Source organism: Paenibacillus chitinolyticus NBRC 15660 (assembly GCF_000739915.1).
Taxonomy (GTDB): Bacteria; Bacillota; Bacilli; order Paenibacillales; family NBRC-103111; genus Paenibacillus_F; species Paenibacillus_F chitinolyticus.
This window is the reverse complement of sequence record NZ_BBJT01000005.1, coordinates 405,649-419,314: the sequence shown is the minus strand read 5'-3', so window position 1 is coordinate 419,314 and position 13,666 is coordinate 405,649. Positions and strand designations below refer to the sequence as shown.

The 13,666-nt window shown below is 55.7% G+C and carries 15 protein-coding genes; 11 read left to right on the top strand and 4 right to left on the bottom strand.

Going from position 1 to position 13,666, the window contains the following annotated elements; all coding sequences use genetic code 11:
* Positions 1 to 165: 165 nt before the first annotated feature.
* Positions 166 to 390: a helix-turn-helix domain-containing protein gene (locus tag PCH01S_RS15135; protein WP_009672290.1), complete on the bottom strand. Its 225-nt coding sequence runs from the start codon at positions 388 to 390 to the stop codon at positions 166 to 168.
* Between the two features lie 234 nt (positions 391 to 624).
* Between PCH01S_RS15135 and PCH01S_RS15130 the strand changes: the two genes are divergently transcribed.
* Positions 625 to 1,350, top strand: coding sequence for a stalk domain-containing protein (locus tag PCH01S_RS15130; RefSeq protein WP_042230590.1), 726 nt, complete (start codon positions 625 to 627; stop codon positions 1,348 to 1,350).
* 278 nt (positions 1,351 to 1,628) lie between these two features.
* Positions 1,629 to 3,599, top strand: a complete 1,971-nt coding sequence (locus PCH01S_RS29335; protein ID WP_053228721.1) for an S-layer homology domain-containing protein — start codon at positions 1,629 to 1,631, stop codon at positions 3,597 to 3,599.
* Positions 3,600 to 3,916: 317 nt separating this feature from the next.
* On the opposite strand, the gene PCH01S_RS15115 is transcribed toward PCH01S_RS29335, so the two are convergent.
* Positions 3,917 to 4,600, bottom strand: a complete 684-nt coding sequence (locus PCH01S_RS15115) for an LrgB family protein (protein WP_042230585.1) — start codon at positions 4,598 to 4,600, stop codon at positions 3,917 to 3,919.
* Positions 4,597 to 5,073, bottom strand: a complete 477-nt coding sequence (locus tag PCH01S_RS15110) for a CidA/LrgA family protein (protein ID WP_042230584.1) — start codon at positions 5,071 to 5,073, stop codon at positions 4,597 to 4,599. Before PCH01S_RS15110 ends, PCH01S_RS15115 begins: the two co-directional genes overlap by 4 nt.
* 132 nt (positions 5,074 to 5,205) lie before the next feature.
* Here PCH01S_RS15110 and PCH01S_RS15105 point away from each other — a divergent pair, with 132 nt between their 5' ends.
* The 6 genes from PCH01S_RS15105 (at position 5,206) to PCH01S_RS15080 (ending at position 9,740) form a co-directional block, all read left to right on the top strand.
* Positions 5,206 to 6,099: a LysR family transcriptional regulator gene (locus PCH01S_RS15105; protein ID WP_042230713.1), complete on the top strand. Its 894-nt coding sequence runs from the start codon at positions 5,206 to 5,208 to the stop codon at positions 6,097 to 6,099.
* Between the two features lie 117 nt (positions 6,100 to 6,216).
* Entirely contained in the window at positions 6,217 to 7,167 is a 951-nt protein-coding gene (corA, locus tag PCH01S_RS15100; protein WP_042230711.1) for a magnesium/cobalt transporter CorA, read from the top strand.
* 55 nt (positions 7,168 to 7,222) lie between these two features.
* Entirely contained in the window at positions 7,223 to 7,978 is a 756-nt protein-coding gene (locus tag PCH01S_RS15095) for a class I SAM-dependent methyltransferase (RefSeq protein ID WP_042230582.1), read from the top strand.
* Positions 7,975 to 8,967, top strand: coding sequence for an MBL fold metallo-hydrolase (locus PCH01S_RS15090; RefSeq protein ID WP_042230581.1), 993 nt, complete (start codon positions 7,975 to 7,977; stop codon positions 8,965 to 8,967). The genes PCH01S_RS15095 and PCH01S_RS15090 overlap by 4 nt, the downstream gene beginning before the upstream one ends.
* A gap of 139 nt (positions 8,968 to 9,106) precedes the next feature.
* Entirely contained in the window at positions 9,107 to 9,307 is a 201-nt protein-coding gene (locus tag PCH01S_RS15085; protein WP_042230579.1) for a helix-turn-helix transcriptional regulator, read from the top strand.
* Between the two features lie 28 nt (positions 9,308 to 9,335).
* Positions 9,336 to 9,740, top strand: coding sequence for a hypothetical protein (locus PCH01S_RS15080; RefSeq protein WP_042230577.1), 405 nt, complete (start codon positions 9,336 to 9,338; stop codon positions 9,738 to 9,740).
* 302 nt (positions 9,741 to 10,042) lie between these two features.
* Here PCH01S_RS15080 and PCH01S_RS15075 read toward each other — a convergent pair whose 3' ends face one another.
* Entirely contained in the window at positions 10,043 to 10,570 is a 528-nt protein-coding gene (locus tag PCH01S_RS15075) for a phosphatidylglycerophosphatase A family protein (protein ID WP_042230575.1), read from the bottom strand.
* A 308-nt stretch (positions 10,571 to 10,878) separates the two neighbouring features.
* On the opposite strand from PCH01S_RS15075, the gene PCH01S_RS15070 reads away from it, so the two are divergent.
* The 3 genes from PCH01S_RS15070 (at position 10,879) to PCH01S_RS15060 (ending at position 13,547) form a co-directional block, all read left to right on the top strand.
* The gene (locus tag PCH01S_RS15070) at positions 10,879 to 11,934 is read left to right on the top strand and encodes a GerMN domain-containing protein (RefSeq protein WP_042230573.1); all 1,056 of its coding nucleotides are present in this window, start codon (positions 10,879 to 10,881) and stop codon (positions 11,932 to 11,934) included.
* A 190-nt stretch (positions 11,935 to 12,124) separates the two neighbouring features.
* Entirely contained in the window at positions 12,125 to 12,874 is a 750-nt protein-coding gene (gene rph / locus PCH01S_RS15065) for a ribonuclease PH (protein WP_042230571.1), read from the top strand.
* Positions 12,867 to 13,547 (top strand): non-canonical purine NTP pyrophosphatase, encoded by a 681-nt coding sequence (locus PCH01S_RS15060; RefSeq protein ID WP_042230569.1) that lies wholly within the window; start codon positions 12,867 to 12,869, stop codon positions 13,545 to 13,547. The genes rph and PCH01S_RS15060 overlap by 8 nt, the downstream gene beginning before the upstream one ends.
* The last annotated feature ends 119 nt before the right edge of the window (positions 13,548 to 13,666 follow it).

Below are 13,666 nucleotides of genomic sequence, written 5' to 3'. Positions count from 1 at the left end.
CAGAAAATTACGATTTCCATGTCTTTTTGAACAATCTATTTTGGGACCAAAGGGCGATCCGTGTATAGTGCTTCCCCAAAAAACCACCCCCAAACAAGAAAAGACCTTCCGTTATCCCCAAAGGATGATCGGAAGGTTTTCTGTGCCCTGGCAAGGGTGGCTGCGTCAGATTTTTAGCTCCCCGAGCTTGATTAGCTCGACTACCGCCTGTGAACGACCTTTTACATTCAATTTTTGCATGACATTCGAGATATGGTTACGCACGGTCTTCTCGCTGATAAAAAGCTGCTGTGCGATATCCTTCGTCGTTTTGTCCTGTACGAGTAATTCAAAGACTTCGCGTTCACGATTTGTGAGTAAGAATTTGTTTTTATGGTCGCTGCCCTTCAAGTTGTCATCCCTCCTTGCTCGGGTTTTGGAGTAATTACAAGGGTAAGGGATACAGTCAACTTAGTGTATGAAGGGCGCTTACCAATGGTGCGATGGCGTGGGAAAAATAGGCGGGAACAGGGCTGTTTTAATACCCGTGATCCCTCATCCCGATTTTGATAATCGTTTGTAACAAATCCCGGTCGTCCCTGTTGTAAACTGTTCTGGAGGGCATTTAGGGAGGAGATTCAAGCCATGCGGAAAAGATGGGTGGCAGCGGGAATGACGGCGGCGCTGCTGGTCGGCGTTACGGCCGGCGCTTACGCGACGAGCAATCTGAAGGAGATCAAAGCTTTTTTAAACCCGGATTTGCAGGTGGATTTGAACGGTTATACGTTTGCGCTGAAAGATGAGCAGGGGAGCGATCTGGTCCCTATTACGTACGAAGGCAACACGTACCTGCCTCTCCGCGATCTTGCGCAGCGGCTTGATTTGAGTGTGACTTGGGACGGCACGAACAATAAGATCTTTCTGAAAAACAAGCCTTACATGGAATTTTCCGCAGAGGACGAGGCCATGCTTGAGAAATACGGATACGGATTCCGGGTTCCGAGATGGCTGGAGAATGTGGTGGTGAGCGTCATACCGGAGGAAAACGTGAAAACGTCCATCGAAGAGGGCCGTTTGGATAAACGGGCGCAGGCGCTGACGCTGATCCACTATATGGTCCAGGATGAGAATTTGCACCGTCTGCACGACGTGGCGGCCCGGATCGAAGTGTACAAGAAAGAGGACTGGCCCGAGGTGAAGAAAACGGCAGCGGGCGCAGAAGTTCTCGGCGAGAACGACCGGTACGTTTATATCGCGAAGAAGTCCGCTGAGAATCCCTACGAGCCCGGAACGCTGGATGCGGAAGGCTTCGGAGATTTGCGGGATTGGCTGGATCTGCACGACTATTACTTTACTTTGAGCGGTAAATAAGCGGGAAAGCAATTAGTTGTATAGGCGAAAAATGAAACGTCTCCGGGAGGGGGCGTTTTTTTGACTTTTCCATGTGAAAAACCATTCATACGGCAAGAAAATTAGTTCTTTAGTAGTAGTCATTAAAGGACGAATCAAACAAATATATACAAATTTTTCCCTCTAGGCTATATAATATAGGAGCAATTACCTATATGAATTCAGAAGGAGAAGAGAAACGAGCCCGACAGAAACGGGCAGCCATGTCATACTATTCATTCGGGAAAGAAGGCATTTTTATGAGACACTTACATAAACTGTTGAGTTTAATGATGATCGTCTGCTTGCTTCAAGTCGGTCCTTTGGTGCACGCGGAAACGGTTCTCCAGAATCAGGCCGTGAACGGCGGGACGATTAACCAGAATATCGTTTTCATTGATGTAAACAATCATTGGGCGAACGACGCTATCTACGATATGGCGAAGAAAGGCATCATCAGCGGCTATGAGGATTCCTCTTTTAAACCGGAGAAATCCATCACCCGTGAAGAGTTTGCCAAGCTGATCGCCCTGACGTTCTCGATCAATCTGCAAACACCGGCCGAGCCGACCTTTGCGGATTTGAATCCGGACAAGTGGTCGTTCGGTTACGTCGAATCCACGAAAGAATTTTTGACCGGCTATTATCCGCCGAAAGGCAAGCCGTTCTTCAGCCCGGATACCAAGGCAACTCGTGAAGATGTTGCCGTTGCGCTCGTCAAAACGATGGGTTACACGACTGACGATCTGCGGAGCAGCAGTACGCTCGGAAGAAATTTCAGCGATGTGGACGAAATTTCCTATAACCTTCGGGACTATGTCGCCATTGCGACGGAAAAGCAGTTGATCGGCGGCTACGAGGACAGCACGTTCAGACCGCAGAAGCCCATCACAAGGGCGGAGGTAGCCACTCTTCTTTTCCGGGTCATTAAATCTTCCGCTCAGGATCAGGCCGACGGCCCTTCCCTGGAAGTGACCGTACCGGAGAAGACGGAAAGCGGCACGTTCTATGTTTCGGGCAAAACACATCGCGACGCCAAGGTTCAGATCAACGACAAGGCGGTATCGACCGATGAAGGCTCTTTTAAGGAAGGCTACCGTCTGGAGAAGGAAGGAACGTACGAGATCCGGATTACGGCCAAGCTTCCGAGCGGAAAAACGACAACCGTGACCAAGAAAGTAACGTACCAGGTGAACGGTCCGGACTTGAAGGTAGACAACACGCCGGACACGGTTACGAAGGGGTCTCTGACCATTTCGGGCAAGGTGAAAAAGGATACCAATTATTCGTACCCGACCGTCTATCTCAACGATGAGAAAATGTACGTCAGCAGTTGGGACGGCACCTTCTCCAAAGAGGTAAAGCTGGCGGAAGGCGAAAACACGTTCACCGTTAAAGCGGAAAACGAAGCGGGAAAAGAAACCGTCGTTACGAAGAAAGTCACCTTTAGCTCCGGTGGTCCCGAGCTTAGAGTAAACTCCATTCCGGACAGCTCGCAGGTCGCTTCGATCAAGGTGTCGGGTACCGTTAAGGATGCCAACGATTCCTATCCTATCTTGTATATCAACGACAAGAAAGTATATATGTACGGCGGTTCTTTCAGTGAGTCCGTCAGATTGGAAGAAGGCGAGAACACGCTGACATTCAAGGCGGAGAACCAGAACGGAAAAGTGACGGTCGTGACCAGAAAAGTGACCTTTAACGTCAACGGGCCGACCTTGAAGCTGAATGCAACCCCCGAGAAAACCGCCTCTAAAACTTTGACGGTTTCCGGGTATGTAACGGATAAGAACGACAGCATGCCGACTCTCAAGATTAACGGGAAGAAAGTGTACTACACCTCCTACGCCAGCGGATCATTCTCCGAAGAAATCACGTTGTCGGAAGGAGAGAACACGCTCATTTTCGAAGCGACCAATTCAACGGGAAGAAGTACGACCTTGACCAGAACGGTCACCCTGGAAACCGGTGCGCCTATTATTCAGGTCAGCTATCATCCGGGCAGCACGACGCTCAGTTACATGACGATTTCGGGAACCGTAACGGATAAGAACGACAGCTATCCGGTAGTTTACTTGAATGACCGCAAAATTTATAGTTCTTCTTATGACGGATCTTTTTCGGAATGGCTGGATCTGAAAAAAGGCGCCAATCCGTATACGATCGTCGTGTCTAATAAATACGGCAAAACGGCAACGGTAACCGGAAATGTTTACCGCGTCGACCGGTAGGATCGATTCGGGCGCGGCATTTGCCGCTCTCTGACGAACGTTGCGAAATAACCTCTCTCGTGGTTTACATGAGAGAGGTTATTTTTGTTCCTTCCGCAGAAGGAAACGCTGCACGCTTGACGATCCCGGCCGCGAAGGAAGCGGCCGCACAGACAGCCCGCTGCGGCTTACGGCGCATTCTGCCGCTCCGCTTGCGGGAAAACCCCTTTGAGGGCCACCCGCCCGCAAGGAAAAGACGCCGCTGCCGGTCACCCGCCCGCCGCCGGAACAAAAACAGACCGCCTCCCGTAGGAATCGGTCTGTAACCGGCGCCGCCGTCACAGAAACGGCGCCATGATCGGCTGGATCAGCCCCAGCGAGAACAGCGCGGCCAGGATCATCGCGACGCTGGCGATGGCTCCCTCCTCGCTGCCGAGCTCGTGTGCCTTGCTCGTGCCGGCCCCGTGGGCGCCCATGCCGAGCAGCAGGCCCCGCGAGATGCCGCTGCGGATGCGCAGCGAGCGGATGACCAGCGGCCCGATCACCGAGCCGCAGATGCCCGTCACGACCACGAACACGGCCGTGACCGAAGGAATGCCGCCGAGCGAACGCGACACCTCCATGGCGATGGGAGTCGTGATGGAGCGCGGCGCCACGCTCTCGATCATCTGCGGGCTGGCGTGAATCCAGCCCGCAGGCAGCACCGACGTGAGCACGGCGACGACGGAGCCGCACAGCACGCCCGCCACAAGCACGATGGCGTGCTTGCGGAGCAGCTTGAACTGGCGGTACAGCGGGATCGCGAACGCTACGGTGGCGGGCTGCAGCAGATCCGTCAGCGGCTTCGTGCCGGCGTTGTAGGCTTCGACCGGCGTACCGGTGAAGAACAGACCGGCGATAAGCAGAACCGGCGCGACGACGAGTGGCGACAGGTAGGCTTTGCCTGTTTTCCGGTACAACCGGTTGGCCGCCCAGAAGACGACGATGGTGATCAGCAGGTACAGAAGTCCGGTTCCGGTCATAAGGAGGCTTCCTCCTTCTTGTCTTTGCCGGCGCGTCTGCGTCCAAGATATTCCGCCACGAGCCCCGTGCTGGCCATGACGAAGAACGTGCTGATAATGATAATGAGCAGGTACCGGCTTCCCGATACCGAGAACATTTCCTTATATTCCAAAATGCCGACGGCGGGCGGGACGAAGAAGAGCAGCAGCTTCGAGAGCAGAAAATCGGCGCCCTTCTCGACCCATTCCAAGCGGACCCAGCCGAAGTGGAGCGCAGCGAAAACGATGAGAATGCCGACGATGCTTCCCGGCACCGGCAGGTGAAGCCGCTCGGACACGAGACGTCCCAGATAGGCGAACGCGATCAGCAGGACGATCTGACCGCAGGTGACGAGCGCCCGCCGGACGTGAACCGGAGCAAACCGGTCCGGCGGCCAAACGAAATTTTGTTTTTTATGCGGACCGCTTAAAGGTGGTGCGGGTTGTTTGTTCATCCGAATAATCCCCTTCCATAATTTCGAGTATACGCAGGGGACAAGGATAGGTAAAATACATATAACGAATGGTTTTCATTCCTTTTCTCTATGGAAGGGGAACCAATGCAGTCGCATAAAGGAGACGATGACTTGGACGTTAGGCATCTGCAATATTTTCTGGAGACGGCTAAGCGCAGAAGCTTCACCAAAGCGGCGGAAGCCCTTCACGTCACTCAGCCCACGATCAGCAAAATGATCCGCATCCTGGAGGAAGAGCTCGGCGTCGAGCTGTTCGACCGTACGGCCCGTCAGATTGTTCTGACGGATGCGGGCGAAGCCGTCATGATCCAGGCGCAGCAGATTGTCCGCTCTCTGGAAAATCTCTCTGTCGATCTGGCGGACGTGACTTCCATGCGCAAGGGGCAAATCCGGATCGGCCTGCCGCCGATGACCGGTGCGCCCTTCTTCCCGGAGCTGATCGCCGCCTTCCATAAGCTGTATCCCCGGATCGGAATCCGGCTGATCGAGGAAGGGGCCCGCACGATCGAACGCGAGGTGGAGAGCGGGAGCCTCGATCTGGGCGTCGCGGTGCTTCCCGTCGATGCGGAGCGCTTCGACATGTTTACCTTCGTCAAGGAAGAGCTCCGGCTTGTCGTGCATCACGGGCACCGGCTCGCCCGCAGGCAGACCGTCCGTCTTGTGGAGCTCAGCGGCGAGAAGTTCCTTATGTTCCGCGAAGGCTTCACCCTGCACGAGAGCATTCCCGCAGCCTGCATTCAGGCGGGATTCAAGCCCGATGTCATCTACGAAAGCTCCCAGTGGGATTTTCTGAGCGGGATGGCGGAAGCGGGCCTCGGCGTCGCCCTGCTGCCCGAAACGATCTGCCGCAAGCTGAGTCCGGACAAAGTGGCCACGATCACCCTGGTTTCTCCGCGGATTCCGTGGCATCTTGTTATGATTTGGCGCAAAGAGGGTTACTTATCTTATGCCGCCCGCGAATGGCTGCGGTTTTCGAAGGAGCGGCTGTCCCTGCCGAATCTCTAAGCAGTCTAGGAGGCCGGCTCCAATCGCTTCGCGCCAGGCACCGTTTTGTTTCCAGGCAAAACATGGTACGATATACCCAATGCTTTCACCCTGATCACGGACGAAATGAGGACCTTTATGATTCGCACGGTCGCTGTTACCCGCAGCGGAGAACTGGTTTTGGACCTGCCTTTGCAGGAGCTGGGCGGAGATTCTATCGACTGGTACTGGGTAGACTTCAACAATCCGACTCACGAAGAGGCTATGCTGCTCGACACCCATTTTCATTTTCATCCGCTTGCGGTTGAAGACTGCTTTCATCTTCTGCAGAGGCCGAAGATGGACCACTATGAGGATGTCCATTTTTTCGTTCTGCACGCGATTCATCCGCAAACGCTGGAAGCCGATGAGGTCGATCTTTTCGTCGGTCCCCGATTCCTCGTATCTTTCCACTTCACCGAGCTCAAAGAGGTCGACGACGCCTGGCAGAAGCTCCAAGCCGAACCGGACAACTGGAAAAGAGGCTCTTCCTTCGGGGCTTATCTCGTCATGGACATGCTTGTGGATGAATACTTTCCTTGTATACATATGCTGGAAGACGAAATGAACGATTTCGATTCCGACCAGACAGGCACGTCCATTCACGCGCTTATGCGCGGCGTTTTCGACATCCGCTCCAAGCTGGCGCATCTGAGGCGGACGATCATCCCGATGCGCGACCTGCTCTACCGGGTCGTCAATTCGGACAAGCTGCCGAACGAGCGCGAGCAGAAGATTTATTATGCGGACATTTACGATCATCTGCTGAAGCTGGCCGAAATGATCGATTCGATCCGGGACACCACCGCGGACATGCGGGAAAATTTCATTTCATTGAATTCTTACCGGATGAATACCATTATGAAAACGCTGACTGTCATCACGACGATATTTATGCCGCTGACGTTTCTCGCGGGAATTTACGGAATGAACTTTGACAACATGCCCGAACTTCATTGGCACTACGGTTATTTTATTGTTCTTTTGATTATGTTCGGAATCGGGTTTGCCATGTATGTCTGGTTTAAGCGCAAAGGCTGGTTCGATTGAGAAACCGGCAGCTTATTTATAATCCGTACTAAAAAAAGATCGGGAGGATGCGGGCATGAAAGTTAAAAGCGCGTGGTACCGGGAAAGCTTCGGAAAAGACTATCTGCTGGTGTACAAACACCGCAATTTCGAAGGAGCTTACGCCGAGGTCAAACGGATGATGAACTGGCTTCATCTACCCGAAGGCGCCCGTGTGCTGGACCTGTGCTGCGGCATGGGCCGCCATTCGCTGGCGCTCGCCGATTTCGGCTATACGGTGACGGGTATCGACTTGTCGGATACTCTGCTTGGGGAGGCGCGGAAGCAGGACCCGGAGGAGCGGGTAACCTGGCTGCACGGAGATATGCGGCGGGTTCCGAGCGAGGAATCTTTTCACGCCGTGGTCAATTTGTTCACTTCCTTCGGATACTTCGAGCAGGAGGAAGAAAACCGCCTGGTGTTGTCGGAAATCGCACGGCTTCTGCAGCCGGACGGGAAATTTATTATTGACTATTTAAATCCCGCTTATGTCAAAACGAACCTCGTTCCCCATTCAAGCCGCGAGGAGAACGGCCTTTTTATAGAAGAGACGCGCTCCATCGAGAACGGGTATGTCCGCAAACAAATTTGCATCACGGATAATCAGGATGGCCCGCGGCATTATTCGGAACAGGTGCGCCTGTACAGCTGCGAGGCTTTTGTCGATATGCTCTACACGGCGGGCTTGCGGGTCGAACGGATTTACGGCAGCTATGACGGAAAGGATTACGACCGGGAGTCGTCTCCCCGGATGATTTTTGTCGGAGGAAGGGAAGGAGAAAGCCTGCAATGAGTCATTCAACAACAGTCATCGCTTTACGGGAGGGGCTTTGGCAGATCAAAGTCCCTCTGCCTTTTCCCCTGCGATGGGTCAACAGCTATCTGCTTCGGGAGCCGGACGGGAGCCTGACGGTGATCGATCCGGGCCTGCGCACGGAAGCCGCGGAGGCGCTGTGGAACGAAGCGCTGGAGGGGCTCGGCTTCGGGTACGACCGCATCTCGCAGGTCGTGCTGACCCACCACCATCCCGACCATTACGGGATGGCGGGCTGGTTCCAGGAGCGCACGGGCGCGCCGGTTTACCTGTCGGAAACCGGCATCGGTCAGGTGCGGCTCCTGTGGGGCGACGGTCAGCCGATGACTTCGCTGCTGACCGGGCTTTTCGTGCGGCACGGCATGGACGCCGCGCTGTGCGGGGAGCTGGCGAAGCATATGGACAGCTTCGTCCCGCTCGTTTCCCCGCAGCCGCAGCTGACCGCGCTGCGGGCGGGAGACCGCGTGCGTCTGGGCGGCACGGCGTACGAAGCGATCGAGACGCCCGGACATGCGGCCGGGCATCTGTGCTTCTACGACGCGCAGACGCGGGAGATATTTTGCGGCGATCATGTGCTGCCGCAGATCTCGCCGAACGTGAGCTTTATGCCGGGCGTCGAAGACGACCCGCTTGGCGCTTACATGGCCAGCCTACGCGACGTCGCCCCGCTGCCCGTCGAAATGGCGTACCCGGGCCACCGGTCGCCCTTCGCGGGCTTCGGCCGGCGGGCGGAAGAGCTTGTCCGCCATCACGAGGAGCGGCTTGAGCTCATGGCGGACAAGCTTCATGAGCCGATGACGGCGTATGAGCTGTGCCGCGACACGTTCGGCGACCGGCTCACGCTGCATCAGCTCCGCTTCGCCATGGCGGAGACGATCGCGCATACGGTTCGCCTCGCGGTTGAAGGCCGGGTGACCCAGAGCGAGAGGGAAGGGCTGATCGTGTACGAGGCGCGGGATGAAGGGTAGACGAGGATGCCGAACTAACAATATACAGCGGACTCTCCGGTAAGGGGGTCCGTTTTTTATGCGCCGCGTACTTATTTGACATTCCTAGCGCTTCTTTTTACAATCAAGATGTAAAAACATTTTGACATTGGAGTCTGCTATGGAAAATCGGATTCATGAGCTGCGCAAACGAATCAGGCTGTCTCAGGAAGATCTCGCAAAAGCGTGCGGCGTGTCCAGACAGACCATTAACGCTATTGAAAACAACAAGTACGATCCGAGTCTCCAACTGGCTTTTCATCTGGCCCGTACGCTGGGCGTCACGGTGGATGAGTTGTTCCAGGCAGACAAAGACACGTAAACCAGCAGGATACAAGGAGGCGGAAACTGTGACCGGACGGAAAACACCGAAGCAGCGGCTCATTGCCGCGGGTTTCGGACTTACCTCACTGGTTGTCATCGGATTTACGCTTAAAAAGTACGCGTCCGGAGAACCGGTCGGAACCAGCGAATTAACGAGCATAGCAGCTGCCCTGGCAGCGATGTTCGGCGCTCTGACCTGGGGGAACAAGGAAGACGGGGAAGGCATTACCCAGGAGGAAGAGATGGGCAGGCACATTACTTTCGTAAGCGCCAAAGCGGCCTATTTTATTATGCTTGCCGCTTCCCTGATCGTCTGTATAGTGGAAAAACTGGCTTTTGGACGGGATAATATGGCTGTGCTGATTTTACTGGGGCTGGGCATCGTGCTCCTTCCGGCGGCGGAATATATTGTTGCCCGGAAGTACCGGTGACCGGAGGGGAAGCCGCATGCTGCCTATGTAAGGGGAACGGGCAAGGGGGAAGCCGCAGCCATCTTGCGATGAAAAAGGAAAAAGGGAACCGCCGTGACGGCGGTTCCCTTTTTGTGTCGGTTGATCTAATTCGAAGCGTCCGCAGTGAGAGCCGGAAAACAACTCTCCTGTCGGACTTTTCGTCCTCTCTACTCCGTTCCTACATAAGCGGTTCGCTTTTTTACACTGCTTGCCGTTTCCCGCTGCGCGAGGTGTTTGGGGCCGCATAGAGGGGAGCATACCCCGGGTTTAAGAAAGGCCTCTCAGCTTCCGGGAGCGTCGCCTTTCGTTTCGGCTTCCGATTGCTTGCGGTGGGCAATGCGGGAGCTTGCGGCAGCGGCGATGGCGCCGACGATATCGTCGAGAAACGTATGCTTTTCGTAGGTGCTTTTATCGTTGAGTTTTTTCAGGATGCCGGGTTTCAGCTTGTCGATATAGCCGAAATTCGTGAACCCGATGCTGCCGTAGACGTTCACGATCGACAGGGCAAGGATCTCGTCGCAGCCGTACAAGCCTTCGTCATGCTGAATCATCTCTTGCAGAGGGGAGATCAGCTTGCCTTCTTCCGCAAGCATGTCCAGCTGAATGCCGGTCAGGACGGCGTTTTGTACTTCCCTTTTGGCCAGGACGGATTCTACGCTCGCGAGGCACTGCTCCAGGGTCAGCGATTCGAAATAGTCTTTTTGCAAAAAATAAGTCAGTTCGGCGATCTGAGACGTTTGAACGCCTCTTTTTTCAAGCAGCTCGTAAGTAGCCGAAGCTACTTTTTCACTATCCAGGGAATATTTCACGTTGGGCTTCTCCTCCGTTGTCAAATGAAAGCAGATACCTTAGTATACCCTTTTTTTAGGAAAGAGTATCGCCTTGGAACGGATTTGTCTTCCGAAAGAGGAGGACGCAAGGGATACAAGCCCGGAAATTGTCCCGTTTTTTTGGACAACTCGGGCATAAAGTGAGAGGGCCCCCTGTATACATAGGAGTACGAAGGACAAACGTCATCCGGACCGGCAGGAAACTCCCGAAAGAAGGCGTTGCCGGCGGCGGGCTCAGGCCGTGCCGAACCTTTGCGAAGGGCACATACGAACAGGAGGGGATGGAATTGAGAAAAGTACGCTGGCTTCAGGCGGCAGCCATGACAGGAGCGATCGCAATTCTCGGGACGGGGTGCGGAATGTGGGGGTCGGAGTCCAAACCGATCGACGCTCCGCCGCCCGGTACCGAAACCGCGATGGAGACGGGAACCGGTACGGGGGGGACCGGGGCGGAAGCAGGCGCCAAAACGTCGCAAACCGCCAAAATGACCGTCTATGCGAAAGACCCCAAAGGCTTCGTCGTTCCGGTCAGCCTTGATTTGCCGAAGACACAGTCGGTGGCGAAGACCACGCTGGAATATATGGTGGCCAAAGGACCGGGAGAAAGCCAGCTTCCCGCCGGGTTTGCCTCTCTGCTGCCCGAAGGGACTACGCTGACGGTGGACATAAAGGATAAACTGGCCACGGTCAATTTCAACCAAGCCTTCAAAAAATACGACGCCAAGGAAGAACGCAAAATCATGGAGGGGATCACCTGGGCCATGACCGGTTTTTCATCCGTCGAGCAGGTGAAGATCAAAATAAACGGGCAGGAGCTCAAGGAAATGCCGGTGGCCCACACGCCGCTGGACGAACCGCTTTCGCGGAAAATCGGCATCAACCTGGAGAAACAGGAAGGGGTCGATTACGGCCAGTCCACGCCGGTGACGCTCTATTTCACGAATGCTACGGCTCAAAACGGCAAATATTATGTACCGGTTACACGCCTGGTAAAAAGGACCGATGACGTCGCCAAAACGGTCATGGACGAACTTTTGAAAGGCCCCAACACGTCGAAGGGCCTCCAGCCGGTATTGAACGCTTCCGCGAAGGTGCTGGAGGTGAAGAAAACGTCGGACACGGTGCTGACGGTAAACTTCTCCGACAAGCTTCTGGACGAGAACAAAAAAGCGCCAGCGGACGGGCTCCAGTCGGTTATTTTGTCTCTGACGGAAAATACGAACGCCGCCAAAGTTCAAATCACGGTAAACGGCAGTCCGAAGGTGGAAACCTCCGATTCCCAAACCTACAGCCAGCCCGTCTCCCGGCCGCTTCATTTGAACCCGAACCCGGAAAAGTTGTAAAGGGTTCCGCCTAGCGGGAGTCCGGCAGGTTAGGGCGGGAAAGCCGCATTGCCGGACCTTGCGGAGGTTTCAGGGGAGAGGAGAGCTCTCCCTTTTTTCGTCGAATTCCGCGGTGCTTTTGCTCGGCTCCTTTGTTTGCTACAATAGGAAGGATAGAAATGGATGCTATGATCGTACAGGAGGATACAGAATGCGAGCCGATGGAAGACAGAATGACCAGCTAAGACCGATGAAAATTACGCCGCACTATATCAAACATGCCGAAGGTTCGGTTCTAATAGAAGTCGGGGAGACGAAAGTCATTTGTACCGCAACCGTGGAAGAGCGCGTTCCTCCCTTTATGAAAGGCCAGGGCAAAGGCTGGGTAACCGCCGAATATTCGATGCTCCCGCGCGCTACCCAGGTCCGCAACCAGAGAGAAGCGGCCAGAGGAAAGCTCGGCGGCCGCACGATGGAAATCCAGCGGCTGATCGGACGCGCGCTGCGCTCCGTCGTTAACCTGGAAGCGCTCGGAGAGCGTTCCGTGACGCTCGACTGCGATGTGATCCAGGCGGACGGCGGGACGAGAACGACTTCCATCACGGGAGCCTTCGTCGCGATGGCGCTTGCCATGGAGAAGCTGGTGGCGAACGGCAAGCTGAGCAAGCTGCCGATTACGGATTACCTTGCCTCCGTCAGCGTCGGGATCGTGAACGGCAAACCTCTGCTGGACTTGATGTACACGGAAGATTCCCAGGCGCACGTCGATATGAACGTGGTCATGACCGGAACCGGGAAGTTCGTGGAAGTACAGGGGACGGGAGAAGAGGCGCCTTTCTCGCGCGAGGAGCTGAACACCCTGCTGGCCTTGGCCGAGGGCGGCATCAACACCATGGTCGAGGAGCAGAAAAAAGCGCTCGGACGCGTAAGCGGCCTGATCGGAGCGGGTGCCCGTGCCTGATCGTTCCGCTTCCGGCGTCGTGGTGATCGCCACGCGCAACAAGGGCAAAGTGCGCGAGTTTGCCCATTATTTCGCCCGCTTCGGCAAGGAAGTGCGCAGCCTCGACGATTTCGACGATATGCCCGACATCGTCGAGGACGGCGCGACCTTCGCGGCGAATGCCCGGATCAAGGCGTCGGCGATTGCAGGCAGGCTGAACCTGCCGGTGCTGGCCGACGACTCCGGGTTGTGCGTCGACGCGCTCGGCGGCGATCCGGGCGTATACTCCGCCCGGTATGCCGGCGAGCACGCCGCCGACGCGGCGAACAACGCCAAGCTGCTGCGCGAGCTTGGCGCGGTCTCGGCCGCGGCCGCACGGGCGCCGGGCCCCCCGGACGGGCCGGAGGCCGCGGATGCGGCTGCGCCGCAGGTGCTCAGCACCGCGCGCTTCGTCTGCGCGCTGGCGCTGGTCGACCCGCTCCGCGGGGACACGCTCGAGGCAGAGGGGACCTGCGAGGGTGTCATTATCGCGGAGCCGCGCGGCACGGACGGGTTCGGCTACGACCCGCTGTTTTATTTGCCGGAGCGGGGATTGACGATGGCGGAGCTGCCGCTCGAAGAGAAAAACGCGATCAGCCACCGGGCCGCGGCACTCCGGCAGTTTTTCGAGCGCCATTCCGGCCGCCTGACCTAACCGAATAAACAACGTGTCCGCTTGGCGGGCACGAACCAAACCGGTTTCCGATTCGTTTCGGAACCGGTTTTTTTGCGTGTCATGGTGGGTCCGGCAGGCGAAGGTGACAATTGTCATCC

Excerpts from the sequence above, each read along its gene's own strand:
- rph (WP_042230571.1), top strand. The coding sequence starts at position 12,125 with ATGCGAGCCGATGGAAGACAGAATGACCAGCTAAGACCGATGAAAATT.
- PCH01S_RS15085 (WP_042230579.1), top strand. The coding sequence starts at position 9,107 with ATGGAAAATCGGATTCATGAGCTGCGCAAACGAATCAGGCTGTCTCAG.
- corA (WP_042230711.1), top strand. The coding sequence starts at position 6,217 with ATGATTCGCACGGTCGCTGTTACCCGCAGCGGAGAACTGGTTTTGGAC.
- PCH01S_RS15110 (WP_042230584.1), bottom strand. The coding sequence starts at position 5,073 with ATGAACAAACAACCCGCACCACCTTTAAGCGGTCCGCATAAAAAACAA.
- PCH01S_RS15115 (WP_042230585.1), bottom strand. The coding sequence starts at position 4,600 with ATGACCGGAACCGGACTTCTGTACCTGCTGATCACCATCGTCGTCTTC.
- PCH01S_RS15090 (WP_042230581.1), top strand. The coding sequence starts at position 7,975 with ATGAGTCATTCAACAACAGTCATCGCTTTACGGGAGGGGCTTTGGCAG.
- PCH01S_RS15095 (WP_042230582.1), top strand. The coding sequence starts at position 7,223 with ATGAAAGTTAAAAGCGCGTGGTACCGGGAAAGCTTCGGAAAAGACTAT.
- PCH01S_RS29335 (WP_053228721.1), top strand. The coding sequence starts at position 1,629 with ATGAGACACTTACATAAACTGTTGAGTTTAATGATGATCGTCTGCTTG.
- PCH01S_RS15130 (WP_042230590.1), top strand. The coding sequence starts at position 625 with ATGCGGAAAAGATGGGTGGCAGCGGGAATGACGGCGGCGCTGCTGGTC.